This window comes from Paraburkholderia sp. RAU6.4a, from assembly GCF_050435625.1.
GTDB lineage: Bacteria > Pseudomonadota > Gammaproteobacteria > Burkholderiales > Burkholderiaceae > Paraburkholderia > Paraburkholderia tuberum.
The window spans coordinates 790,991-813,924 of the sequence record NZ_JBNDKQ010000003.1; the positions used below are offsets into that span (position 1 = coordinate 790,991).

Sequence of the window (22,934 nt, forward strand, 5' to 3'; positions counted from 1 at the left end):
ACGGCTGCTCATCATTCGAATGACAGCGGATGCATGGACAGAGACACCGCTGTGTCACTAACGGCAGTTATTCAGGAATCGCCAAATAGCTGGCTGGAAGGCAGTAAAATATTCGGATGCCAGCAAGATCGCGTACCCGTCCACACAGGAATTTTCGGCAAGAGCCAGAGATATGAAGCGAGCATCAACAGCGGAAAAGTCCATCCCGATCGGCGCGCTCAATTCGCTGCCGTCTGTCATGCGCGAGCACGGTGCCGACCCGTGGCCACTTCTTGAATCGTTCGGCGTGACCCGCAGCGCATTGGCATCACGCCTGAGTCCCCTCTCTACCGTAACGCACGGTCGGATTCTCGAAGCCGCAGCGAAAAAGATTCACTGCGAACACGTGGGATTGCTCCTCGGTCAAAGGGCGACACTGGACAATGCGGGACCGTTGCGCTTTCTCGTCCTCAATGCTCCAACGGTGCGCGAGGCGATCGAAAGCCTTATTCGTTTCTGCGGTCTCTGGTATCGCGGGTTGCACGTCCGCATGACGGAAGACGAAGGCTACGCCTGCATGTCGGTTTCGATCGACTCGAACATTCCTGGAGCGCGGCACTTGCTCACCGCCTATCTGGCAGCCAACGTCCGGATTCTGGAAATCATCCTCGGACGTTCGTGGCGGCCGACGCTCGTTCGGATCGCGTTTCGAAAGCCAAAAACGAGCGCATTGTACGAGCAATATTTCCAGGCGCCGGTCTGGTTTGGTCAGGCTCAATACGAGGTCCTGTTTCCACAGTCGCTGCTCGATCAGCCGAGGTCGAGTCACGATCAGCAACTTGGACGCTTCCTTCACCAGCACATGACCGAGTTGCAGGCTCGTCAGGGCGGCGATTTCAGCTCGCGTGTAAGAGAGGTAATCGAAAAGCTGTTACCAGACGGCTGTACGTCTCAGAAAGTTGCGGAGTTCTTCGCGATACACCGCTTTACCCTGTATCGCCATCTTGACGAACAGGGCACAAGCTACGAGTCATTGCTCGAAGATGTCAGACGCAATCTGGCGAACCAGTTGCTGGCACAGACCGATCTGCAGATCGCCGATATCGCGACGCGCCTGGGTTACGAGAATCAGGGTAACTTCACCCGGGCCTTCCGGCGCTGGTATGGCCGCACACCCAGCGAATGGCGTAGGACTGAGGCCCGCACACAGGCACGTGCCGTCGAGGACACGCACTGACGCAGACCGCTCCGCGCGATGCAGATCCAGGATGGTCGGCGTCGCACCTGCGCAGCGAGCGCAATGTCCTGCCAGATGGCCCGTGTTCGCTTGACCTTGCTTTGCAGGCACGCCCGCCATGCGCCGGACGATCAGAAACCCGGCTCACTCACATTATTTTGCGAGCCAGGTGCTCAACCGATCAGAAGTTGTGACGCAGGCCGATATTGACCGCCGCAGTACCCATTCCCGGCGCGACCAGTGCTCCGTAGGTAATACCTTGAGTCATATCTCCGTGGTTGTTGACCCAACCTACCTGTGCATAGACCACAGTGGACTTGGAAAGGCTGTAATCGGCTCCGGCCGCCACCTCAAGCGAGCTGTTTTTCGAATCGTTTCTGTCCTTGATGTAATAGAGGCCGCTCGAGATCTTGAACGCAGGCGTAAACCGGTAGCCGAGCCCAACCGAATACAGGTCCAGGCTGATACCACCATTCGGATTCAACGCACTCCTCGGAGCGGGATTTGCGCCGTTGCTGTACGAGGCCGACACCGAGAAATCCTTGATCGTGTAGAGAGCACCAAGGTACCAGTAGCGGTTGTTGTTTAGCCCGCTGGCGGGGACGGCCGTTGCGGCGGTTGACGAGACGGTCGTGAAAGGATTCGTATCGTGCGCGTTGTAGTACACCGCGGCGAGTCGCAGGCCGTAACCCGAATATTTCAGCACCGCTGACTCGCGCGTGCCCCCTTGAAAATGCCCCGGCACGCCACCCGGCGCGTATTCCAGATCGGCGCTCACGCCGTAAAAGGTCGGCGACTTATAGACAATTGCGTTGCTGTCGTAGAGTGCGCCGATTGGCCCATTGGTGCTGGTTCCAGGCCAGCCCGCTGCTGAGTTCAGGCCGATCCAGGCACCGAGGATACTGCCGAAATACTGCGCGTGGCGAGCGTCCGTCTCCCCCATCGCGTAGATCATCGGCGCGATCTGGCGACCCGCGTCAATCAAGCCGAACGGGCCGCTCACGCCGACCGTCGCAATCTGGCTGAAGAACCCGGCGACCCCCGCCGTGTCGGACTGGCCAGACTTGCCGGTACCAGTGTCGAACGTGCCTTGCAGCCTGAAGTTCGCCGCGTAGCCGCCACCGAGATCCTCGGTTCCCTTCATGCCCCAGACACTTGAATAGATGCCGCCGTCCTTGTAGCGATAGACCGCCCCGAGATTCTTCAGGGCGTTTGCCACTGATGCCGCCGCAGCCGGAGGAAGTCGCGTGCCTGGCGGAAGCCCCGTCAACGTCGACGGGTTGGCGCTGACGACTGCCGCCGAAGTGCTTTGATATAGCAGGCCTGCGTCAAGGACGCCATACAGCGTCACTGACGAATCCGCATACGCCGAATTCCCGATTACGGCCACCGCGGCAGCGGCCACCAGTTTCAACTTCATACCGTCTCCTTGTTGTCAATTGCTTTGCTAAACCCACAACTGCCTGAATTCGGGAACGCTGGCGTCACGTCTCTTCGCCCACATGACGTCGCGGTCCTTCTCTATTGACCACATTCTCTAATCAGAATATTTGCAGTACTAATCGTGCACAGTCTCGTTGCATCAGTCGATGCAGACCATATTCCGGACCCTGTTACTTGGTTACAGATCGCGATCTTCCTGCCCTTGCGGCACGGACAGACGCGGTCGCAGTACGCCGGGATATCGCGGGTCTTTTGGCGCGCGACCTTACGCCTGGCGTTCGTGAAGGCGGGCCGCCGGTATGCCGGCGAGCAGGGCGACGGTGCCGACCAGCAGCATGCAGCCGATCACGTCGAAGGCGACATACAGGCTACCCGTATGCGTCTTGATGGCACCGACGGTGACCGGGCTGAGCACCGCGGCCAGGGAACCGATGCTACTGACGAGCGCGATGCCACCCGCTGCCGCGTTCGCGCTGAAAAACGCGGGCGGAATCGTCCAGAAGAGCGGCACCGCCGCCAGGCACGCAGCCGCGCCGATCGTCATGAAGAGGGTCGAGAGCAGCACGTCAGCTTGCAGTACATGCATCAACCAGAACGAGGCCGCGGCTGTCAGCATGGTCGCCGCGAGGTGCCAGCGGCGCTCAAGGTGCCTGTCCGAACTGCGCCCGAGCAGATACATCGCGGCCATGGCGAGAACGTATGGGCCGCTCGCGATCACGCCAATGCGGCGCAAGTCGGTAATCCCCACGCTTTGCAGCAACGAAGGCATCCAGTAAGCCACCGTGTTGGTCCCGGAATAGAGCGTGAAAAACACGATGCCGGGAATATAGGCGCGCGGATCTCGTATGACCTGTCCGAATGACTGACTTTCGGTAGCTCGCGAGGCCTGATCCAGCCGAAGATTCTCGACGACGATCGCCTTTTGCCGATCGGTGAGCCACGTGACGCGCGCCGGGTTGTCATCGAGCCAGAACCAGGCGAACGCGCCAAGTGCGACAGCGGGAAGACCTTCGAGAACGAAGAGCGTTTGCCAGCCCTTCATGCCTTGCCAGCCTTCAAGACCGGTCATGATTGCACCGGCAAGCGGCCCGCTGACCATCCCCGCGACAAATCCCGCCATGAAAAAGATCGCGGTCACGCGCCCGCGTTTCCATGACGGAAACCAGTACGTGAGATAAAGGATAACGCCGGGGAAGAACCCCGCCTCGGCGACACCCAGTGCAAAGCGGGCGATATACAGGTGCGTGGGTGTGTTGACGAAGCCGGTCAGCGTGGTGACGACTCCCCACAAAATCATGATGCGTGTCAGCGTGGCGCGTGCACCTACCCGCTGCATGTACAGGTTGCCAGGTATTTCGAACAGGATGTAGCCGACAAAGAACGCGGTGGCGCCGAACGCATACGCTGCATCGCTCAGACCAAGGTCGTGCGCCATGCGCAACTTGGCAAACGAAATATTGATCCGGTCGATCGAGTTGACGGCATACGCGAGAAAGAGGAAGGGCAGCAAACGCCATGCGATTTTGCGGTACGTCTCCCGTACTTCCGACGACGAGCGCGTGTCGGTGATGGCCTCGGCCTGCGATGCAGCATGACTCATGATGTCTCCAGCTATTGCATTTCGATGCCGCAGAACTCGGTCGCCGGCATCGGGTTATGACAGATTCCGCGCGTATGCCTTATACGACACGCCGGAGAGAATCCACGGCCGTCGCTTAAAGAGTCTTCCGTTGCGCCCGTTCGAACTCTGCGCATTCCGCCTGGAGCAAAGGCACGCCGAGTTCACAGGCTTCGATACCCTGCAGGCTGACGATCTTCAGCACCTCGAGAATCTGCTCGCGGGTCGCGCCCAGTTCGAGCGCTGCCCTGGTGTGCCGGCGGGTGCCGTGCGCATACAGATGAGTAATGGCGGCATCGCCCGCGATGCACAGAAATTCGATCCACAGCGGCGGCAGGATGTTGTCGGTCCACAATCCCAACCCCATCGCGAGGAATTTCTCCAGGTACTGGGGATCCCATCGATAGATCGTCTCCCACAGCGGATTGAACATACCGTTCGCGCGCACCTTATCGCATACGGGCGTCGCCGGGGCGGAAGCGGCTTCGTCAGGAATGCCCGCATGGGCCAGTTCTTCGGCGAGGATCGGCACCCCCAGCGCGCAGGCATGAATGCCGACCACGCTTGCTAGCTTGAACACCTCCATGATCTGCGCACGGGTCACACCCAGACGCAGCGCATCGCGCACATGGCGGCGAACACCGGCACCGTACAGATGTGTCGCCGTCACGTCGATGTTCAGGCGAATCAGCGCGACTAGTTGCGGGTCGAGGACGTCACTCGTCTGCACATTCTGGCTGAGCTCCATGAAGGACTCGGTCCATGCCGGATCCCACTGCGCGAGCGTGTCCAGTGCGGGATCAGCGAGGCCCGCTGCGCGCATCGTGTCGTAATTGGGTGTAGGTTGTCTTGCGTTCATTTGGACTGTTGGACTGGAAGGTGGATGGGGCTCAGATTACCGAGCCGCCGTTGGGGCTGATGACCTGGCCAACCAGGTAATGCTCGCCCGCCAGATAGACGACCGTCGACGCATACTCTTCCACCGTGCCAAAGCGGCCTAACGGACAGCTTTGCCACAGTCGATTGCGAGCGTCTTCGCCGATTTTGTCGAGATAGTCGTTGAATGCCGGGGTGGCTACGCCGCCGGGAGCCATGACGTTGACAAAAATATTGGCTCCAGCCACTTCGAATGCGACCGACCTGGTGAAGGCAATCACGGCCCCCTTGGTGGCACAGTAATGCGGGCTGTGCGCGCTCCTGGTCGAGAGCCCAGCAATCGACGCGATGTTGATGATTTTCCCGTCACGCTGCGGCTCCATCAGCTTCAATGCTTCGCGCGTGCAATAGAACACGCCGTGCACGTTGACGCCCCAGTAGCGATGCCACTCTTCATCGCTGATCTCGCTGGTGAAGCCCAGGGACTGGCGCGGCATCGGCGTCTGCATGTACGCGTACAGTTTGTTGCGGCGCTCGGTATCGATGGGGCGATTAGGCGTCAGCGCGGCGTTGTTGACCAGGATATGCAAGGTGCCGAACCGCGCGACAATCTGCGCGAACAGGGTCTTGACCTCTGCGCTGGACGACACGTCGCACCGCACCGCAAGACATTTGGCACCGCGGGCCTCGACGGCGGCACGAGCTGTCGCCAGCGCATTCTCGTCGACGTCGCATACGACGACGCTCGCGCCCTCGTCGGCGAGCGCGACCGCGCACGCGAGTCCGAGACCAGGGCCTACGCCCGTGACCAGGGCAATCTTGTCACGTAGTTTCATGTTCATTCCAGTCAGAGTGTGGAAGTAACGCGCGCCTGGGTGTCAGGCGTGTCCCGGCACCGTAAAGCCGCGCTGGGCGGATTTGCGATTCGGCGCCATGCCGAGCGCGGCGATCGTTTCGTCTGCGCTTTGATACCACTCGCCAATCTGATAGATGCGTTTCGCGTCCGCACCGGTCGCGATATCGCGGCCGAGTTCGCGCGCGATACGCACGGTCTGTTCGATCTGCTGTACCGACGTGATGCGCTCACCCTTGCGGCCCCACAGGTTGTCCTCGATCCCCACGCGCACGTGCAGGCCCATCGCGATGGCCATCGCGTTCATCGGCAGTACCGCGCGCATCGCGCTTTCAATCGTCAGCACCGAACCGTCGGGCGTGCGGCGCACGAATTCGATCAGGTCGGCCGGATGCAGGCCGGCGGCGCCGCCGCCGATCGCGACATAGTTGAGCACCAGCGGACCGGTGTAGAGACCGCGGCGGATCAGGCGCTCGACGCTCTCGAGTTGATGCACGTGACCCAGCATGAAGTGGGGCTGAATGCCGGCCTTCTGCAGGCGGCGCAGGTGTTCGACGAAGAACGACGGCTTCGCATCGACGATCATTTCCGAATAGGCATTGAAGTATTCGGGTTTTTCGAGGATGGTGCCGGCGACGTCATCAGGCGTGAGCAACTCGCAGATGTTCATCTGGCTGGTGTTGATCGCGATCGTAACCTGATCGGGTTTCGGATCGAGCTCCGCCAGCATATGGCGCGTGTCGTAATCGAGCCACTGGGCTTCCTGCCCTTCGCTTTCCGGCGCGAACGAAATCGAACCGCCCACCTGCAGGACCATATCGGGGACCGCCTCGCGCAGCCGTGCAAGACTCTCATTGAACTTGGACAGGCGCTTGGAGCCCTTGCCGTCTTCCTCGCGTACATGCACGTGCAGCACCGTTGCGCCGGCGTTGTAGCAGTCCACCGCCTTCTGGATCTGGGCGTCCATGCTAACGGGGATGTCGCCCGAGTCGCTCGGAATCCACTGTGGGCCGAACGGCGCCACCTGAATCACGAGTTTTTCTTGAACTTCGGGGAAAAGACTATCGTCGAGAAAATTCATAAGGCATCTCCAGCAGGTAAGGGATGACCGGCCTTGATCAGGCTGATCCGTCCATTCAACTTTAAGGAAATGCGCAACAATGTATTTATCATTTTGTCACCCACTTTTATCATTTCGTCATCACGTGCATCGGGATTTACCCGTTCGGAGACCGGCGCATTGGGAAAGGCGGAGACAGGCGATCGCTGCTTGGGAACAGGTGCGCGCAGGCAGCCACTGCGTACGAGCGGGCCTGCAAAACGCGAGGTCGGGTGCTTGCTATTAAATGGGGACGGCCCGCGGTACCGTGCAATGGCTCGGGCTCGGCGGGCGCTATTCAGGCGCGAGGGCGGGACAGTGCTGCGGGGCGATGCGGACCCGGTGAGGTCAGGACGTATTGCGCATTCAATCTGCCGAGCCGACCGCGCTCGCCCCAGGCGCATTCATCGACGGCCTTGCGATACTGGTAAGGAAAGCGCGATCAGATCACGCCTGCAGCCTTCAACTCACGGAGCCGTTCAGCGGAGACATCGAGCAGCTCGCTCAGTATGTCTGATGTTCCTTCGCCCAATGGCGGGGGAATGCTGCGCACGGGCAAGCGTTCGCCGTCGAAGCGGTACGGAGGCGCGAACACATTGACGTTACCTGCCACTGGATGCCGATGCGACGTGACCAGCCCGGCATCGCTGGCGCGTCTTGACGTGAGTGCTTCGTGCAGGCCCAGTACTTCACCGCAAGGGATGTTCGAACGGGTCAGTTGATCGAGCAGGTTCTCCCGCTTGCGTTTGCGGAGCTCGTGATCGATTTCCGGAAGAAGCGCGTCGCGATGCTTCGACCGTTCGAGGTTGGACTGGAATCGCGGATCGGTGGCAAGGTCTGGCCGCTCGATGACGTCGCGGCAAAAGCGGGCGAACTGGGCATTGTTGCCGACCGTGATAACAAGCGGGCCGTCGGCAGCGTCGAACACGCCGTACGGAACGATCGACGGATGCGCGTTACCGTGGCGCGGCGGATCTTCGCCCATCAGCAAGGCCTCAAGGCCGTAGTAGGCGGTGATCATCAAACCGCAATCGAAAAGCGCCATCTCGATCGAGCGGCCACGGCCAGTGCGCTGTCGCTGGTACAGCGCTGCGAGTATCGCCTGGGCCGAGTACATGCCGGTGAACAGGTCAACAACCGCCACACCGAATTTCAATGGTGGCTGGTTCGCCTCGCCGTTCATACCCATCAGGCCCGCCTCGCCCTGAACGACGAGGTCGTAGCCCGGGCGCGTGGCTTCGGGGCCGGTGTGGTCGTATCCGGAAATCGAGCAGTAGATCAGATCATCCCGCCCGGCACGCAGATCGTCATAGCCAAGCCCAAGCTTAGCCGCACCGCCGACCTTGAAATTCTGGATGACGATGTCGCATTCTCTTGCCAATGCGCGCGCCAATTCAGCACCTTCTATCGACTGCAAGTTGAGGCTGACGGAACGTTTGTTCCGGTTGACGCTATTGAAATAGGCCGTTTCGGAAGCACCGACTCGTAACCCCCAGTCACGCGTGTCGTCCCCCCTTTCCGGATGTTCGACCTTGATGACCTCGGCGCCCAGATCGGCCAGCACCATGGCGCACCACGGTCCGGCAAGAATGCGGGAAAGGTCCAGGACGCGCACGCCCGCTAGCGGTAGCGCCGTTTTGTCAGTCTGCAACGTGTCTCTCCGTGTTGAGTTGTATACGACAGCATTCGTAGATACGTCACAAGACGATAAATGAAGGATGATTCACCAGACCGGCCGAGCATTCGGCTGGGGAATTTCGGCTTGGCAGCCGTCGTACATTTCGATTTCATATAACAGTGGTCAAATGACCGAGCCGCCGTTCGGGCTGAGCACCTGACCTACCAGGTAGTGTTCACCCGCCAGATAGACGACAGTCGACGCGTACTCTTCCACAGTACCAAAGCGGCCCAGCGGGCAGCTTTGCCACAGTCGATTGCGACCTTCGTCGCCGATTTTGTCGAGATAGTCGTTAAATGCCGGGGTGGCCACTCCTCCCGGCGCCATCGCGTTGACGAAGATATTCGCGCCGGCCACTTCGAATGCAACCGACTTCGTGAATGCAATCATCGCTCCCTTGGTTGCGCAGTAATGCGGGCTATGCGCGCTCTTGATCGACAGTCCAGCAATCGACGCGATATTGATGATCTTCCCGTCGCGCTGCGGCTCCATCAGCTTCAACGCCTCCCGTGTGCAATAAAAGACGCCGTGGACATTGACGCCCCAATAACGGTGCCACTCCTCATCGTCAATCTCACTCGTGAACCCCAGCGACTGGCGCGGTACCGGCGTTTGCATGTACGCATACAGCTTGTTGCGACGCTCTGTGTCAATTGGACGATTAGGAGTCAGCGCTGCATTGTTGACCAGAATGTGCAGTGTCCCAAAGCGCGCGACGACCTGCGCGAACAGTTTGCTCACCTCCGAACTGGACGAAACATCGCATCGCAAGGCGAGGCATTCGGCACCGCATGCTTCGACCTCGGCGCGGGCTTCTTCCAGCGACTGATCGTTGACATCGCAAATCACCACGCGTGCGCCTTCTTTGGCCAGCGCTTCCGCACAAGCCTTGCCGAGCCCAGGCCCCGCGCCGGTAACGAGTGCCACTCTGTCTCTAAGTTTCATCAAGCAACCTCTTAAAGGGTGATAAGGCGATCAATCCTGCAACAGCCCTGTCGCAACGGGAAACCGCGCCGGACAGGCGTCGCGTCTCGATTCAGTGTAAGGACGCAGCTGATTTCCCGTTATTCTTCTCGTCACGCATTTTTATCTTTTCGTCACTTTGGATCTAGGCGACACATCTTCCGGGCATTGAACCGCATGCCCGTCTTGCAGAGGCAGATTGTCAGATTCGACATCGACGTCGACCAATTGCGCGAGAAATGTCAACCTGGCGACCGAGCGTTGATCGGGCGCTCGATGGTGGACGTGTTAGCGGCGGTGCAAATCCGACACTAAACGGCGGCGCAAGGAGGCCTTTCAATGATTATCAACAACCGTGGTCAGTCGTTGGCGCCGATGGTCGAGCGTGCCGGTCGTTAGTCAGAATGGGTCGGCCTCGTTGTCACGAGGAGGGTGAGGGTTTCCAGGAGGCGAGCGCTGTTCGCGCAGCAGTTCATTGAGCGCAATCTGATAGTGCCCGACGATGCGCTCGCGGAGATCGTCGATAAGTTCGACGACAGCGAGCGCCTGATCAGCGGACCAGTTCTCCGCAATCAGGAACTCGAGCCCGTGGGTGATACCTGAAGGCTGATGAAGGGGCTTCATGGTTTTGTCTTCCCGCCGCGTGCCGCACCGCGCCTGCTTGCCCGCTGCTCGGCGCGTTCACGGGCTTCCTCCACCCGGTATGACTCGCCTTCGATGGCGATGACTTCCGCGCGGTGCACCAGCCGGTCTACCAGCGAGACGACGCACGCGGCGTTTGGAAACACCTCTGACCATTCTGCAAATGGTCGATTGGTTGTCACGACTGTACTCGCGACTCCATACCGGCGGCTGATCAGTTCGAACAGCAGGTCGGCATTGCGATTGGAATAGGACAAGTATCCGAGCTCGTCAATGACGAGCACCGCAGGCGACGTATAGCGGTGCAGCCGCCGGCGTAAGGCCGAGTCACTGTCGAGTGCTGCGAGCTCACCGAGCATCTGGCCGGCGCTCGTAAACAGCGCCGTGTGCCCGTTCACGAGCGCCTGGTAGGCCAGGTTTAGCGCCAGCGTCGACTTGCCCACGCCGTTCGGGCCAATCAGTACTACGTTGGCGTTGTCCCTGACGAACTCGAGCGACATCAGCTCTTCGACCGCGAGCCGGTCGCAGCGCGTGGGCCACGCCCAGTCGAAGTCGCACAGCGGTTTGAAGTTACCCAGATGGGCATCACGAATGCGTCGTTCAAGCGAACGGCGGGCACGCTCGTCTTCCTCCCATTGCACGAGCGGTTCGACCCAGTCAGCATTGGTGAGCTCGGGCCAGTGCGCCAGCAGTCCGTACAGGCGCAAGGCGTTTGCGCGGCTTTGCAGATTCTCAGTCGTGCTCATCGTGCGCTCCATTGAGCTGATCGTAGATGTCGAGCCGGTGGGGCGTCACCAGCGTGTCTTTGTTACGCACGTGTTCGGGCAGACTGATGGTCACCGGAGGAGGTGCCTGGCGGGCTTCGCGTCGACGCTCGAGCGCCAGACGCACCGGATTCTGGTGAGGCGCGGCATCGCTGGCGAGCGTTTCCTCAATCGCCGCCTGCAGCTCGGCTGCGCCATAGCGGTCAAGCAGGCGCAGCAGCTGGGCGGTGATGTTGCCCAGATTGGCGCCGCGCTCAGCGGCGCGCAGCATCAGGGTCCGGCTGGCCGGCGCCGCATGGGCCAGATGGTCCAGACCGCGATGGTGGCGCGCCTCGCGTTTGCTGGCGACGAGCGCGTCCAGATGTGCCGCGATCTCGATCTGCGCACCACGATCGTAACTGCGCTCATGGGTCGCGAGCAGATCGGCGCCGTCGAGAATGCGCACCCGCCCGGGGTCGGCGCGTACCGTGAGCGTGCGGCGCACGTGGGTATGCGGGATCGAGTAGTCGTTCAGATCGAAGCGGACATACGGCTGTTTGCCGACCGTCACGGCCAGTTGCAGTTCACACGGGTACGGATTCTCCGGCAACGCGAGCAGGCTGGGTTGCTCGCGGGCGAAGGCCTCACGTACGGTGATCGTGGGCTCCTCGCGGCAGGGGCGATCGGCTGCTGGCCCCGCGCACCAGAGTGCGGCCTGGGCGTTCAGATCATCAAGGTCAGTGAATTTGCGCGCGGCAAAGAACGCGTCGCGTACAAACCTGATGGCACGCTCGACGCGCCCCTTCTCGTTTCCTCTGGCTATGGCCACGGGACGGGGTTCGTAGTGATGATGCGCGGCGAACGCGAGCAGTTGCGGATTGAAACGGATCGCGTCGCCCTGGCGCTCGAGCACGGCACTGCGCAGATTATCGTATTTGATGATCCTGGGTAATCCGGACCATGCTGCGAAAGCGCCGGCGTGACCCGCCAGGAAGCTGTCCATGCGCGCATCCAGGAAGAAGCGCAGATAGATCTGACGTGACCACGACAGCACCATCACGAAGGCCATCAAGGGCCGACGCGCACGCCCGATCTGCAGGCGATCGAAATGCGCCCAGTCGCACTCGCCGACTTCCCCAGGCAACGTGCGCAGGCGCAGGTAAGCCTCGGCAACAGGCCGAGGGCGGTGCAGCGCCACCTGGTGGCGGAAATGGTGGAGGTTGCCCCGGTAGCCGCGCTCGCTGACCATCGCATACAGCCTGCTCGCCGTGAGCGAGGGAAACTTCTTCAGCGTCTCATGGATGAACGGCAGGTAGGCATCGATCTGCGCGGGTCGCAGCACTGCGCCAATCCGTGGCAGGCCAGCCTGTGCAAGGACGCGCTGCACGGTGCCGCGGTGCACGTGCAACTGGCGCGCGATGGTGCCGCAACGCCACTTCTCAACGTGGTAGTAGCGCAGGATCTGCGCCTCGAGTTCGACTCCGATGGTCATGGGTCACCTGTGTAGTGAGTAGCAGTACGAACATCACGGAAGACCCGACGGCGAAGTGGACCCAGGCGTACGAAACCCGCACAGACGCAGTGGCAGAAGTGGCAATGCTCAGGCACAGGTGCGGTGTGCGTGGATACCGCTGCTGTGGCCGATGTCGTCGAAGTCGGTGTCAGTAAAGCATCGGCGGCAGGCTCAGCGGAACCCTGATGCGTCACTTTATTGTTGCGGCTGCGATAGCGGCGCATCCGTTCGGCGTGCGCAAAACGGCCGTGGCGGGTGCGCTGGTAGCGTTGACCGGCCACACGCATGCTGGTTTGATGGGCGAGCAACGAACAGTCGCCGTCGCAATAGATCTGGCCGCGGTCGCAACGGCGGCAAACGATGACCTGCGCCCGGCAACGGGCGCAGACAAAGAGGCGGGCTGAGCTCGGCACCGGCAATCCCTGTCAATGCCGATGCGATATCGACAGGGCTGACGGGCAGTGCCATACTTGGGCACACCCGCACCCTGTCGTGCGCGTGCTGGGCTCGACACCGGATTGAACTTGGCGGTTTGCGCCGGTGTCGGGCCTGTTTCTTCGGCGGCAAATCCTCTTTTACCGCATCAAGCCTGCTGCGTCACCCCTTCCTGAACCGGCTCCCGCCGGGGCGCATCTGCACTCGCCCTACGGGCTCCTTTCGATGCGCCCCATAACCTCAGCGCCACCCGTATCAGTCATCTCGGATTAGCCCGGAAGACTAGAAAACATTCCGAATTCCTGACTGACGCCGCCGTTTAATGTCGGATTTCGACCGCCGTTCACAGGACGCGCCAATCGATCAGAGATACCAAATATCTAGTGGAGAGCAGTTAGGAAACTCGGGCAATTCCCAATGCGGGGAGTGTCGAAATGATCAGCATCAGTTACGAAATGATGAACTCACTCCGGGAAACCTCTCTACAGTTGCCTGCACTAGCACAGCAAGACTCGCTGTACGTGATGACGTTGCCCAGCCGGTATCCAGCGCCTGCGGAACAAGCATTTGGTCAACCACCTGCGCGGACCCCTTACATCGTTTTCCGATGTCGGGTTTTTATGATTCTTTTATTCACGAGTTCTGCTCATGTTCCTCAGCAGTCCGCCTATTTCCATTGGAATAGGCAAAAACGATACGGGCGATCGACGATAATCGACGTAAAGATTTTATGATCTGGCGTTCCTAGTCGATACACATGACACAACCGGAAGGTGCCGTAATGAACCGACAAACAGTACAAGAGCAGGCGATGGATACGAAGGTATCAGCCTATGCGTACCCACTATTGATCAAGCAGTTGCTGCATACGCCGCTCGCCCATGCACCCGAACAGGAAATCGTTTATCTCGGCAACCGAAGGCTGACTTATTCGATCCTGCCAGAACGCATTGCGCAACTGGCAAACGGTCTGAGCGGCCTTGGCGTAGAACATGGCAGCACAGTGGCGATCATGGATTGGGATAGTCATCGTTACCTCGAATGCTATTTCGCGGTACCCATGATGGGAGCCATATTGCAAACCGTCAACGTCCGCTTGTCCCAGGCGGAGATCCTGTACACGATCAATCATGCCGGCGCCGAGGTGCTGCTCGTTCATACCGATTTCCTGCCGACGATCGAAGCGATCAAGGAGCAGTTCGAAACAGTGCATACCATTGTTCTGATCGACGACGACGGCGGGCAATGCACACACACGATCCGGTTCTCCACCGAGTATGAGGCGATGCTCGCCGCAAGCTCGCCGAGGTTCGACTTTGCAGACTTCGACGAAAACACTCGCGCCACTACGTTCTACACGACGGGCACCACCGGATTACCAAAGGGCGTCTACTTCACCCATCGCCAACTAGTTTTACATACCCTTTCAATGATGGCCGCACTGGCTAGCCCTGTAAGTGGCCAGCGCTTTCATCGCGGCGACGTGTACATGCCGCTCACGCCAATGTTTCATGTACACGCATGGGGCATGCCCTACGTCGCGACCATGCTGGGTGTGAAGCAAGTCTATCCCGGCCGCTACATTCCGGACCGATTGCTCGAACTGATACGCGATGAAAACGTCACGTTCTCGCATTGCGTCGGCACCATCCTGCACATGCTGCTGAGTTCGTCGTTGTCCAGACATATTGATCTCAGCCACTGGAAGGTCGTGATCGGCGGCGGTGCGTTGCCTCATGGTTTGGCGCGCGCGGCGCTCGAACGGGGCATCGACATTTTCGCCGGATACGGCATGTCCGAAACCTGTCCCGCCCTCAGCCTCGCGCAACTGAAACCGGGGGACGCTACGCGCGATGCCGCCGAACAGTTGCGCTTGCGCTGCACTACGGGACTGCCGTTACCGCTGGTTGAGCTACGCGTTGTCGACGAGCAGATGCGCGACATGCCGCACGATGGCAAGGCGGCGGGTGAAATCGTCGTGCGCGCGCCCTGGTTGACCCAAGGCTACCTGAAAAACGAAGCGGCCTCCGCGCAACTGTGGGCGGGCGGCTATCTGCATACGCAGGACATCGCCAGCATCGGCACTGATGGCTATCTGCAGATCACCGATCGTCTCAAGGACGTGATCAAGTCCGGCGGCGAGTGGGTGTCCTCGCTTGAAATCGAAAGTCTGATCTCCCGACATCCAGGCGTTGCTGAGGTTGCCGTAATCGGAGTCCAAGATACGAAATGGGGCGAACGCCCGGTGGCGTTGATCGTGCTCGCAGAGGACCACACTCCTCCGGTCACCGAGGATGAAATCACCAGGCACGTCCTCACGTTCAGTGACAAAGGGGTGATCTCCAAATATGCGGTGCCGCAGATCGTCAAGTTCGTCGACTCGCTGGAGAAGACAAGTGTCGGGAAAATCAACAAGAAGCGGTTGCGCGAACAGTTTCCCCAATCAATAACTGGCAGGTGACGCTACGAGTATTCTCGAATATTAGTTACAACACTTCCGGTGTTGTCGATCGCGAGGTGGGCTTTTCGGAATGGGTCGTCGGCGCCCAGACACGCATCGACGTCTTCGTGCATTGCGTCGGCGAGACCCAGTGGATTTACGTCAACGCGGAGCATGGGGACCGAGTATGCCCTTATGTATGTCGGCACGATCGCGCATGGAATGCCGAACACCCGACGCACTGTCCGAAGGCCGAACGACCGTTAGCGAGAGTGAAGCCGACGAATGAATGTCCACTCAAGCGACTTGGCGAACGTCTCTTCATGGCCGACTGTACGCGTTCAGCAACGGAACCTTGATCAGCCATTCGCAGGCTCGCACGATGCCACCGGCCGCTTCGTGGCTTGATAGCTCAGTGAGCGCAACCCGAGCGCACCGGTCAGCCGGATGTCGGGGCTAAAGACCGTTTTCCGGTTGCGTCCGAAACTGCGCGGCGAAAAGGCTTGCTCAAGGGGATGCCCAGCGACAACATACAAGTTATCGCATCGGATGATCGTCGGCTTTAGGCGATGTGCGGATGCGCAATCGGGCAACAAGTTCTTCAGTCGCGCCCCCAAAGTCCGGCCTTTTGCTATCCGTACCCTTCGTCAATCCGCACCAGCGCTTCCTCAACCAGCCGTGCGTCATCCTCGGTCTTCGCCATTTCGAGCGCAGTTCGGCCGGCAAACTGCTTGTGCGGCATGACCAGCCACCGGATCGCCTTATCCTGCTCCCGGAAGACGGCTATCGCCTGCGCGACTATTTTCGCGAGACGTGTCGCAAGGAGTAACGTGCCACGGGACTCGTCTTGCTCGCCGAACAGCAGTGGATTCATCTGGTCCACAGTTACCCGCACGTCGGGTCGGGAAACGACGCCCTTCAAGGCTTCAATCACGTTATCCGTTGCGGACGGCGGATCGACCCGCAGCCATGACCCGAGCGTATCGCGGAGACACTGCTGACAAAGGTCAATGCTCAGATGGGCACCGTCGCCAAAAACCGAGCCAAAGCCGCCGCGCCAGTCGAGCGACACTTTTTCATACCACTCCCCCTGGTCATCATCGGGCGACATGCGCTGGCTGCAGCGGTCGCATGTGCAGGCGGCGATCTCCTGCACCATCCTGTCACGGTATTCGCGCATGACCTACTCCCTTTCCCAGCCCGACTTTTTCCAGCCCGGAGGCACGAGACCCAGCTGCCTCGCGGTGGCGACCGGCAGGCGCAACAGCACCGTGCCCGGCCCGCGCTCCAGGTTCCCGAGCATCGTGACTTCAGCGGCTACACCGTCAAGTTCCAGATACACGACGTCCTCTGGCTCAAAAATCTCGGCGTAAAGATCCCAGCCGGGCTGACCGCCCTCTTTCGCCTGATACCGGATGTGGTCCCTGCTGCTCATCAATCGCTGTTCCTTTTGCGGGCGTTTAGCCGACGCGCCACGTGTCACGGGCAGTCGCTTCAGATACTGGACGCAATCCGCGTCGTCAATGACATAAGCCTTTTTCTGCCACGCGGCGGTCGCGCGTTCGGACATGTGCCCATCAGATCGGGCTGACACCTGCATCCTGGCATCAGCGATGCCCGTTGAGAAAGTCGAACCAGTCTTGCGCGTCAGCGCAACCTTGATCGGGAATGCCCGAACCGGACCGTTTCCGGTCGGAAAGGTCCTGTCGGGTCGGGAAATTCGTCCATGGTTATGCTCCGAATGTTCCGCGGAACCGGCGTGCGGCATCAACGACCGCAACGTGGTGATCAAGCGCATCCTTGGGCGCGATCGGGGCGGTACAACCCTCCTCCACAATCCAGCCGTTGGGAAAGTGAAACCAGGCGGCAATTGTCCACGGGTCCGTGGCGGGTCCGAGCTCTGCCAGAATGTCCCTGATGACCGGCAGCGGCTGATCACGATCATCGAACTGGTATCGGGCAAAGTACCGCTGACCTTCAGCTTCCACGCCAAAGATCCAGCCGCGTTGCTGCCATCCGGCTACGTCCGCGGGAACGGTGTCTGCCCCAATCCACTCGCCCTCGGCCAGTATTTTCAGGATCGTGTCTTCTCGCTGAACCTGAAGACTGTGGAGGGCTGTCGTCATCGCTGTTCCTGTTTTACGCGCGGCGAGCGCAAAGGCATTCAGGCGCGCCCGTAACTGTGCGCTGCTCCCGTCAGGCGGCAATGACTGTCGCCGCCTTTTTCGCCGGTTCGCCCTGGTCAAGCGCACTCCATGTCGAGATGCTCCCTCGAGTCCGTCGTCCTGGGGGTCAACCATTTTTTTGCAGGCGAGCTCCTCTCGGCAGCGCCCATGCACATTGCCAGAACGTTTGCGCCGCCTCAGCGCGCCACGGCATAGCTGCTCACAACTCGATCATCAGCGCCGGATCAAACGCCGGGTTTTCCCATTCCAGGTCGGTCGGCGCAACCGCCATCAGACGGTTCGTCGCATAGCCGCGCGGGTTGGCAATCACCCGCGACTGGCCTACGCGATAATCGAACGAGTCATGCACGTGACCGTGAATCCACACGTCGGCCAGCTCGAGCACAGGTCGCAGGTCACTCACGAATGCAGCGTTGACCGGGTCGTTCGCATAGCGCGGATGCACCGACGGCGGAGCAACGCCGTGATGGGTCACGACGACCGTGCGCCCGTCGAAGGGCTTTGCCAGCTCGGTCCGCAGCCACTTCACTGTCTTTTCGTGCTCCGCCAGCGCGTGCTCCGGCCGAAACCGTGTGCCGTCGCCGACGCGGATCACACGATGGTCATGCAGCATCCGCCCGGCCAGCGCCATACTCCGGCCGCGCACGCCACTGAGCGCATAGTCTGTCCAGAGGCAACCACCGAGAAACCGCACATCACCCATGACCAACGTGTCGCGCTCAAGGTAATGAATCGCAGTACCGGCCGCGCGCATACGGATGGAGTTGGCCAGCGTGTCGTACTCCGTGCCATACGCTTCATGGTTGCCATGCACGTAGATGACGGGCACCGGCCAGCGCGCAAACGGCTCAATCGCATCGGCCCCTTTCGCAATGTCGCCCGCGAGCACCAGCACGTCCGCATTGGACCGCACGACCGGGTTGAAGCCTGGAAAACTCTGGTGCACGATCTCCAGATGCAGATCCGAGGCGATCTGGATACGCATGCCGTCAACTCGTACCTGCGACATCAACCGTCGGTTTCCGGCGGCCACCCTTTGACGAACGCGCCGGCGTGGACGGGTAGATGCGCTTTCCGGGAGAGTGTTTCTCGGCGATACCGACAGGCATCGAGAATTCCTCACCCCCTGCTGTCGTGAATCGCGCAAACGAGACCAGCGGATGGTCCTCGTCATAGGCTGCGGTTGCGCCGATGTGAATTTCGCTCAGCGGCTGCAGACTCCATTGTGCCGAGTCCTTGTGCGGTTTCGCGCTCAGCACTGCCGCGCCCCGCACGATCTGGCCGTCTGCCGTCAGTTGCAGCAGCGTCTTCGCAGCACCCGACGCGAATTCCACCATGACAACCCGGGGCAGGTCGCGTTTGCTGGCGGCAAATTGCAGGATGAGCACATCACCACAACCCGCCATCTCGGCAACGGCCGACAACGTCACTCCGGGTCCTGCCGGCAGGCGGTTCTGTTCACACGTTAAAAACATAACTTCAGCTTCTCAAATCATCAGCAGTAAGTGTCGCCCGGTCGCAGGGCGCAGTGCCAGCGTCGACCTGCCCGTGTCCGTTTCCCCGACAACCGGCCGCTTGCATGCAGGCCGCGACGGGAAATTATGCAAAATTATATCAAATGAACACTATAGATTGTAGCCCTTTAGTATTCGCGATGAGTACATCAAGTCCTTTATCAGGAGGACTTGCATGCGCCCCACAGCCGCCATCGGCACCGCCCTACAACGGCTTCGAGAGCTAAAAAACCTGACACAGGAAGACTTCTCGCTGGTATCCAGCCGCACCTACCTGAGCACGGTCGAGCGAAACCTGAAATCGCCTACGATCGGAAAGATTGAACAGTTTGCCGAAGTGCTTGGTATCCATCCGCTAACGCTGCTGGCCGTCGCCTACATGGACAGACTCACTCCGAAAGAGATCGAACGGGTCACCGCCGCATTGCACACTCAACTCTTGCACACCCTCGCTGACCGATAGCGCGTCCCGGAGTTGACGTACTCCGGCGGCACACAGTCGCATCGCATGGTAGTTCGACGGGCCCCGCCCTCGTTCAAGACGAACAGTCACCGGGGTGGGCCTGACAGCTGCAAGGCGTCAAACGGGAATTTTTCGAACGGGCATTTCTCGCAATGCGGCGTCAACCGCCCGATCCGGATCCTGCCGTCAGGCGCCGCTGACGTCCCCGGCACTTCGATTTCTGGCAAGGCACAGCGGTACACCGTCAGTTGTCGAAGTGAGCGTCCCATCTTGCTGGTCGCACGAGCGTGAGGTGGCCCGCGCGCCGTCGTGGGAGCCGTCCGCGTTTTCCGGTGATAAGGGCGTTTATCACCGCAACACGCGCCATTTCCGCGCGAAAAATGGTTTCCTGACGTTCGGCGCGTGCGTGAACTAGACTAAAGCGGTTACCGATTCACCGCCGCGCCCCCGTCCCATGGGGCGCCGGAGTCCCGCCATGGCCCGCCCCGCCGCCGTCACCCCCGACCAGATCCGCACCACCGTGCTGGCGATGCTCGCCGAGGCCGGCGACGCGGGAGCCACCGCGTCGGCCTCACCGCCCTCGCCGGCCTCTGCGTCTTCATCTGCCGCGCCCGTCACCCGTGAACGCTTCCGCCGCGCGGTGTCGGTGCGGCGCCTGCGCGCGCGCCTGGGCGCCGGTGACCCCGCGGTGCTGTCGCGCGCGCTGAACGACCTCGAGGCGGAGCTCGTGCAGGCGGGCATCGCGCAGGTGGCGCTGCCGGGCCTGCCCGAGCCGATCGCCGAACAGATGCGCGCCCTGTGGGCCGCGGCCGTCAGCGTGCAGCTCGACGACGTCGTCCGGCTGCAACAGCACACGCGACAGGTGGCGGCCGACGCCGACACCGCGCGACACGACGCGGATGTGCGCAGCGAAATGCTGCGCATTGAGCTCGGTGAGTTGCGCGAGCGGCTTTCCGCCCGCGACGCCGAGCTGACGGAATTACGCGCCAGCAGCCGCCACGCGACCGAGCGCGCGCAGACCCTGACCGCGGACGCGGCGGCCCTGCAGACGCAGCTCGATACCGCGCGCGTCACGCTCGAGGCCCTGCGAGACACCCACACGACGGAACTGGCCGACATGCGGGCCCGCTATGACGGCCTGTCGAAGCGCCTGCTGCAGGAGACGGAGCACCAGCGTCACGCGCTCGCCGCCGAGCGCGAGCGGCTTGCAAAACAGTTCGCCGACGCGCAGAGCCGGATCACCGCGCTCGAGGGACTGCGCGAGCGGCTGCTCGGGGACGTGGCCACCGCACGCGACGCCCACCGGCAGGCAGCCGCCGAGGCCGCGGCACTCGCGACCGTGGTCGCCGGACAGCGCCATGCGCTGGAGGCCATCCAGACACTCAAGCCGCGACAGCCTGCGCACCCGGCCACGCCGGCCCTCCCGCCCCGCCACAAGGCCCCACGGAACGCGAACGCCGGGCACGCCGTCGCCGCTGCGCCGCGCCTTGAGTCCCGCTCATCCCGCTCGCGCAAAAGTCCGTCATCATGACGCCCGCCGACTGGGTCGATGCGGGCCTCCTGCCACCGCAGCGGCTGCCGCCCGGAGTGGACGCCGCGCTCGCCTATCTTGAGGAGGCGCTGGGTCACGTGGTGTACCGCCGCTGGACCCTCGCCGAGCTGAAACGCGCGGCGCCGTCGCTCGCCGATGCGAAGCGGGCGCACCCCGCCGTGTTCGCGCTGCTGCTCGAGCACGATGCCGCGATCGAGTACTGGGCGCACGGACGCCTGCACTTCGTGGCCGCCGCCGCAGCGCCCTCACCCGATTCCGTGCTCGCCCGCGTGCTGCACGCGCGCCGCCGCCGGTTCTGCCATCTGCCCGACGGCACAGCGAACAGCACAGACCGGCCTGGCGTGACTGCGGGCAGTGAGGGTGACGGGGTCGTCCCTCCCGCTGATGTGACTGTCCAGACCACCGGTACGGAGGTCGCCGACGCGATGTCACTGGTCGCCCTGGTCTCAACGCCTCGCAGCGATCCCACGACGCTGCGCATGTGGCTTACCCGCGCCGGCCGCTTCGTGAACGTGACGCCCACCAATTCCCTCGGGGTGACCGACGACGCGCGGGCGCTCGCGCTGTTTCTGCGCGACCGCGCGCAGCGCTCACCCCACACCTTGCGCGCGTACCGCACGGAAGTGCGCCGCCTGATCGGCTGGTGTGAGGCGCACCGGCGCGGGCCGTTATCCGACCTGACGCGCGACGACCTGCTCGCTTTCCGCCAAACGCTCGGCCCTGCGGGCAGCATCGGGGGCGCCACGTCCAGGATCCCGTTCCGACCCGATGCGGCACGTGCTGGCAAACCGTCCCGCAGCGACGCGAGCCGTCGCCGCGCACTCGCGGTCATCTCGAGCCTGTTCCGTTACTGGCAGAAGACCGGCTACCTGGTGATCAATCCGGCCGCCGAGCAGTCGGGCGGTGGCGCCGCCCGCATGACGTGGACGCCGGCGCGGATCCTGCCCGCCCGGGTGCTCGCGCTGTGCGACACGGTGACGGCCGGTGTGCGGCCGCCGGGAATATCCCCCCTCGTCTGGGCGCGCCGCTGTGCGATCTGGTCGCTGTACCGGTTCGCCGGCGTGCGGCTGGCCGAACTCGAGTGGTCCGCGGAACAGGGACTGCCACGCCTGAGTGTCGAGCCGGACCCGGCCACGGCGGCCGGCCCGGCGAACGCACCGTCTGGCGCGACCGACGGTCACTGGACGCTGCACGTGCGCGGCAAGGGCGGCAAGCTTCGCGCGATTCCACTCCCGTCGCGCTGCGCGCCCGTGCTGCGTGGCTATCGCGTCCTGCGGGGTCTGCCCGCCGAACCCGCGCCGTTCGAGTCGGTGCCGCTGGTTCACAGCGAGAAGCGCGACGCGCTCGGGCACAGCGGCCTCTACGATGAAGTCAAAGCGGTGCTGCTGGCGGCGGAAGCAAAGGTTCCGGCCGGCGACACGGCGACCGGCGCGCTGATCCACGCAGCGTCGACGCACTGGCTGCGGCACGGCTATGCGCGCACGCTGGCGGTCGATCACGCCGTGCCGCTCCCCGTCGCGCAGACGCTGCTCGGGCACGCGTCGGTGCAGACGACGGCCGCGTATGCGCGCACGGACCTCACGCAGCTGCGGGACTTTGTGGAGGGAAGTTTTCCGGATCCAAACTGAGTTGAGTGTTCGAGTCTCGAGATACGATCGGGTGCCCGGGCCCTTGGCCGCTCGTCGGTGCCATTGCCGACA

At 61.8% G+C, this 22,934-nt stretch carries 21 protein-coding genes; 6 read left to right on the top strand and 15 right to left on the bottom strand.

Translation table 11 applies throughout. The features are described 5' to 3' along the window. The first annotated feature begins 172 nt into the window (after window positions 1-172). Window positions 173-1,216, top strand: coding sequence for an AraC family transcriptional regulator (locus OKW40_RS28145; RefSeq protein WP_429492814.1), 1,044 nt, complete (start codon window positions 173-175; stop codon window positions 1,214-1,216). Window positions 1,217-1,397: 181 nt separating this feature from the next. On the opposite strand, the gene OKW40_RS28150 is transcribed toward OKW40_RS28145, so the two are convergent. From OKW40_RS28150 to istA, 10 genes are all read right to left on the bottom strand, one after another. Then, complete coding sequence (locus OKW40_RS28150; protein WP_429492816.1) at window positions 1,398-2,636, bottom strand: porin; 1,239 nt, start codon at window positions 2,634-2,636, stop codon at window positions 1,398-1,400. 288 nt (window positions 2,637-2,924) lie between these two features. Beyond that, on the bottom strand, window positions 2,925-4,259 hold the full coding sequence (locus OKW40_RS28155; protein ID WP_429492818.1) for an MFS transporter: 1,335 nt from the start codon (window positions 4,257-4,259) through the stop codon (window positions 2,925-2,927). A 115-nt stretch (window positions 4,260-4,374) separates the two neighbouring features. Then, window positions 4,375-5,136 carry a carboxymuconolactone decarboxylase family protein gene (locus OKW40_RS28160; protein WP_429492820.1) on the bottom strand — a complete coding sequence of 254 codons (762 nt, stop codon included), beginning with the start codon at window positions 5,134-5,136 and terminating at the stop codon, window positions 4,375-4,377. 31 nt (window positions 5,137-5,167) lie between these two features. Then, window positions 5,168-5,989, bottom strand: coding sequence for an SDR family NAD(P)-dependent oxidoreductase (locus OKW40_RS28165; RefSeq protein ID WP_429492822.1), 822 nt, complete (start codon window positions 5,987-5,989; stop codon window positions 5,168-5,170). Between the two features lie 42 nt (window positions 5,990-6,031). Then, window positions 6,032-7,087 (bottom strand): 3-keto-5-aminohexanoate cleavage protein, encoded by a 1,056-nt coding sequence (locus OKW40_RS28170; protein ID WP_429492824.1) that lies wholly within the window; start codon window positions 7,085-7,087, stop codon window positions 6,032-6,034. 460 nt (window positions 7,088-7,547) lie between these two features. Beyond that, on the bottom strand, window positions 7,548-8,756 hold the full coding sequence (locus OKW40_RS28175; protein ID WP_429492826.1) for a CaiB/BaiF CoA transferase family protein: 1,209 nt from the start codon (window positions 8,754-8,756) through the stop codon (window positions 7,548-7,550). Window positions 8,757-8,906: 150 nt separating this feature from the next. Beyond that, window positions 8,907-9,728 (bottom strand): SDR family NAD(P)-dependent oxidoreductase, encoded by an 822-nt coding sequence (locus OKW40_RS28180; protein WP_429492828.1) that lies wholly within the window; start codon window positions 9,726-9,728, stop codon window positions 8,907-8,909. A gap of 417 nt (window positions 9,729-10,145) precedes the next feature. Next, window positions 10,146-10,370, bottom strand: coding sequence for a hypothetical protein (locus OKW40_RS28185; protein ID WP_200654721.1), 225 nt, complete (start codon window positions 10,368-10,370; stop codon window positions 10,146-10,148). Then, window positions 10,367-11,134 (bottom strand): IS21-like element helper ATPase IstB, encoded by a 768-nt coding sequence (gene istB, locus OKW40_RS28190; protein WP_429492830.1) that lies wholly within the window; start codon window positions 11,132-11,134, stop codon window positions 10,367-10,369. Before istB ends, OKW40_RS28185 begins: the two co-directional genes overlap by 4 nt. Next, window positions 11,121-12,623: an IS21 family transposase gene (istA, locus tag OKW40_RS28195; protein ID WP_429492832.1), complete on the bottom strand. Its 1,503-nt coding sequence runs from the start codon at window positions 12,621-12,623 to the stop codon at window positions 11,121-11,123. The genes istB and istA overlap by 14 nt, the downstream gene beginning before the upstream one ends. 206 nt (window positions 12,624-12,829) lie before the next feature. Here istA and OKW40_RS28200 point away from each other — a divergent pair, with 206 nt between their 5' ends. Together OKW40_RS28200 and OKW40_RS28205 are read left to right on the top strand one after the other, a co-directional pair. Beyond that, entirely contained in the window at window positions 12,830-13,048 is a 219-nt protein-coding gene (locus tag OKW40_RS28200; RefSeq protein WP_429492834.1) for a hypothetical protein, read from the top strand. An 812-nt stretch (window positions 13,049-13,860) separates the two neighbouring features. Beyond that, complete coding sequence (locus tag OKW40_RS28205) at window positions 13,861-15,540, top strand: fatty acid--CoA ligase (RefSeq protein ID WP_429492836.1); 1,680 nt, start codon at window positions 13,861-13,863, stop codon at window positions 15,538-15,540. 610 nt (window positions 15,541-16,150) lie between these two features. Here the strand turns inward: OKW40_RS28205 and OKW40_RS28210 are convergent. The 5 genes from OKW40_RS28210 to OKW40_RS28230 form a co-directional block, all read right to left on the bottom strand. Beyond that, window positions 16,151-16,699, bottom strand: a complete 549-nt coding sequence (locus OKW40_RS28210) for an MbcA/ParS/Xre antitoxin family protein (protein WP_121319894.1) — start codon at window positions 16,697-16,699, stop codon at window positions 16,151-16,153. 3 nt (window positions 16,700-16,702) lie between these two features. After that, entirely contained in the window at window positions 16,703-17,311 is a 609-nt protein-coding gene (locus tag OKW40_RS28215; protein ID WP_429492838.1) for a hypothetical protein, read from the bottom strand. Then, window positions 17,250-17,645, bottom strand: a complete 396-nt coding sequence (locus OKW40_RS28220; RefSeq protein ID WP_429492840.1) for a hypothetical protein — start codon at window positions 17,643-17,645, stop codon at window positions 17,250-17,252. Before OKW40_RS28220 ends, OKW40_RS28215 begins: the two co-directional genes overlap by 62 nt. Before the next feature lie 259 nt (window positions 17,646-17,904). After that, a complete protein-coding gene (locus OKW40_RS28225) occupies window positions 17,905-18,690 on the bottom strand; it encodes a metallophosphoesterase (RefSeq protein WP_429492841.1) in 786 nt (261 codons plus the stop codon). Window positions 18,691-18,694: 4 nt separating this feature from the next. Next, a complete protein-coding gene (locus OKW40_RS28230; RefSeq protein ID WP_429492842.1) occupies window positions 18,695-19,129 on the bottom strand; it encodes a hypothetical protein in 435 nt (144 codons plus the stop codon). A 265-nt stretch (window positions 19,130-19,394) separates the two neighbouring features. On the opposite strand from OKW40_RS28230, the gene OKW40_RS28235 reads away from it, so the two are divergent. The 3 genes from OKW40_RS28235 to OKW40_RS28245 all read left to right on the top strand — a co-directional run bounded on the left by OKW40_RS28235 (window position 19,395) and on the right by OKW40_RS28245 (window position 22,862). Then, entirely contained in the window at window positions 19,395-19,682 is a 288-nt protein-coding gene (locus OKW40_RS28235; protein ID WP_429492844.1) for a helix-turn-helix domain-containing protein, read from the top strand. A gap of 475 nt (window positions 19,683-20,157) precedes the next feature. Continuing rightward, window positions 20,158-21,213 carry a DNA-binding protein gene (locus tag OKW40_RS28240; RefSeq protein WP_429492846.1) on the top strand — a complete coding sequence of 352 codons (1,056 nt, stop codon included), beginning with the start codon at window positions 20,158-20,160 and terminating at the stop codon, window positions 21,211-21,213. Beyond that, on the top strand, window positions 21,210-22,862 hold the full coding sequence (locus OKW40_RS28245; RefSeq protein ID WP_429492848.1) for a tyrosine-type recombinase/integrase: 1,653 nt from the start codon (window positions 21,210-21,212) through the stop codon (window positions 22,860-22,862). Before OKW40_RS28240 ends, OKW40_RS28245 begins: the two co-directional genes overlap by 4 nt. Window positions 22,863-22,934: the final 72 nt, after the last annotated feature.

Coding starts and splice junctions, on each gene's coding strand:
- OKW40_RS28145 (WP_429492814.1), top strand. CDS start 173: ATGAAGCGAGCATCAACAGCGGAAAAGTCCATCCCGATCGGCGCGCTC.
- OKW40_RS28150 (WP_429492816.1), bottom strand. CDS start 2,636: ATGAAGTTGAAACTGGTGGCCGCTGCCGCGGTGGCCGTAATCGGGAAT.
- OKW40_RS28155 (WP_429492818.1), bottom strand. CDS start 4,259: ATGAGTCATGCTGCATCGCAGGCCGAGGCCATCACCGACACGCGCTCG.
- OKW40_RS28160 (WP_429492820.1), bottom strand. CDS start 5,136: ATGAACGCAAGACAACCTACACCCAATTACGACACGATGCGCGCAGCG.
- OKW40_RS28165 (WP_429492822.1), bottom strand. CDS start 5,989: ATGAAACTACGTGACAAGATTGCCCTGGTCACGGGCGTAGGCCCTGGT.
- OKW40_RS28170 (WP_429492824.1), bottom strand. CDS start 7,087: ATGAATTTTCTCGACGATAGTCTTTTCCCCGAAGTTCAAGAAAAACTC.
- OKW40_RS28180 (WP_429492828.1), bottom strand. CDS start 9,728: ATGAAACTTAGAGACAGAGTGGCACTCGTTACCGGCGCGGGGCCTGGG.
- OKW40_RS28185 (WP_200654721.1), bottom strand. CDS start 10,370: ATGAAGCCCCTTCATCAGCCTTCAGGTATCACCCACGGGCTCGAGTTC.
- istB (WP_429492830.1), bottom strand. CDS start 11,134: ATGAGCACGACTGAGAATCTGCAAAGCCGCGCAAACGCCTTGCGCCTG.
- istA (WP_429492832.1), bottom strand. CDS start 12,623: ATGACCATCGGAGTCGAACTCGAGGCGCAGATCCTGCGCTACTACCAC.
- OKW40_RS28200 (WP_429492834.1), top strand. CDS start 12,830: ATGCGTCACTTTATTGTTGCGGCTGCGATAGCGGCGCATCCGTTCGGC.
- OKW40_RS28205 (WP_429492836.1), top strand. CDS start 13,861: ATGAACCGACAAACAGTACAAGAGCAGGCGATGGATACGAAGGTATCA.
- OKW40_RS28210 (WP_121319894.1), bottom strand. CDS start 16,699: ATGCGCGAATACCGTGACAGGATGGTGCAGGAGATCGCCGCCTGCACA.
- OKW40_RS28220 (WP_429492840.1), bottom strand. CDS start 17,645: ATGACGACAGCCCTCCACAGTCTTCAGGTTCAGCGAGAAGACACGATC.
- OKW40_RS28225 (WP_429492841.1), bottom strand. CDS start 18,690: ATGCGTATCCAGATCGCCTCGGATCTGCATCTGGAGATCGTGCACCAG.
- OKW40_RS28235 (WP_429492844.1), top strand. CDS start 19,395: ATGCGCCCCACAGCCGCCATCGGCACCGCCCTACAACGGCTTCGAGAG.
- OKW40_RS28240 (WP_429492846.1), top strand. CDS start 20,158: ATGGCCCGCCCCGCCGCCGTCACCCCCGACCAGATCCGCACCACCGTG.
- OKW40_RS28245 (WP_429492848.1), top strand. CDS start 21,210: ATGACGCCCGCCGACTGGGTCGATGCGGGCCTCCTGCCACCGCAGCGG.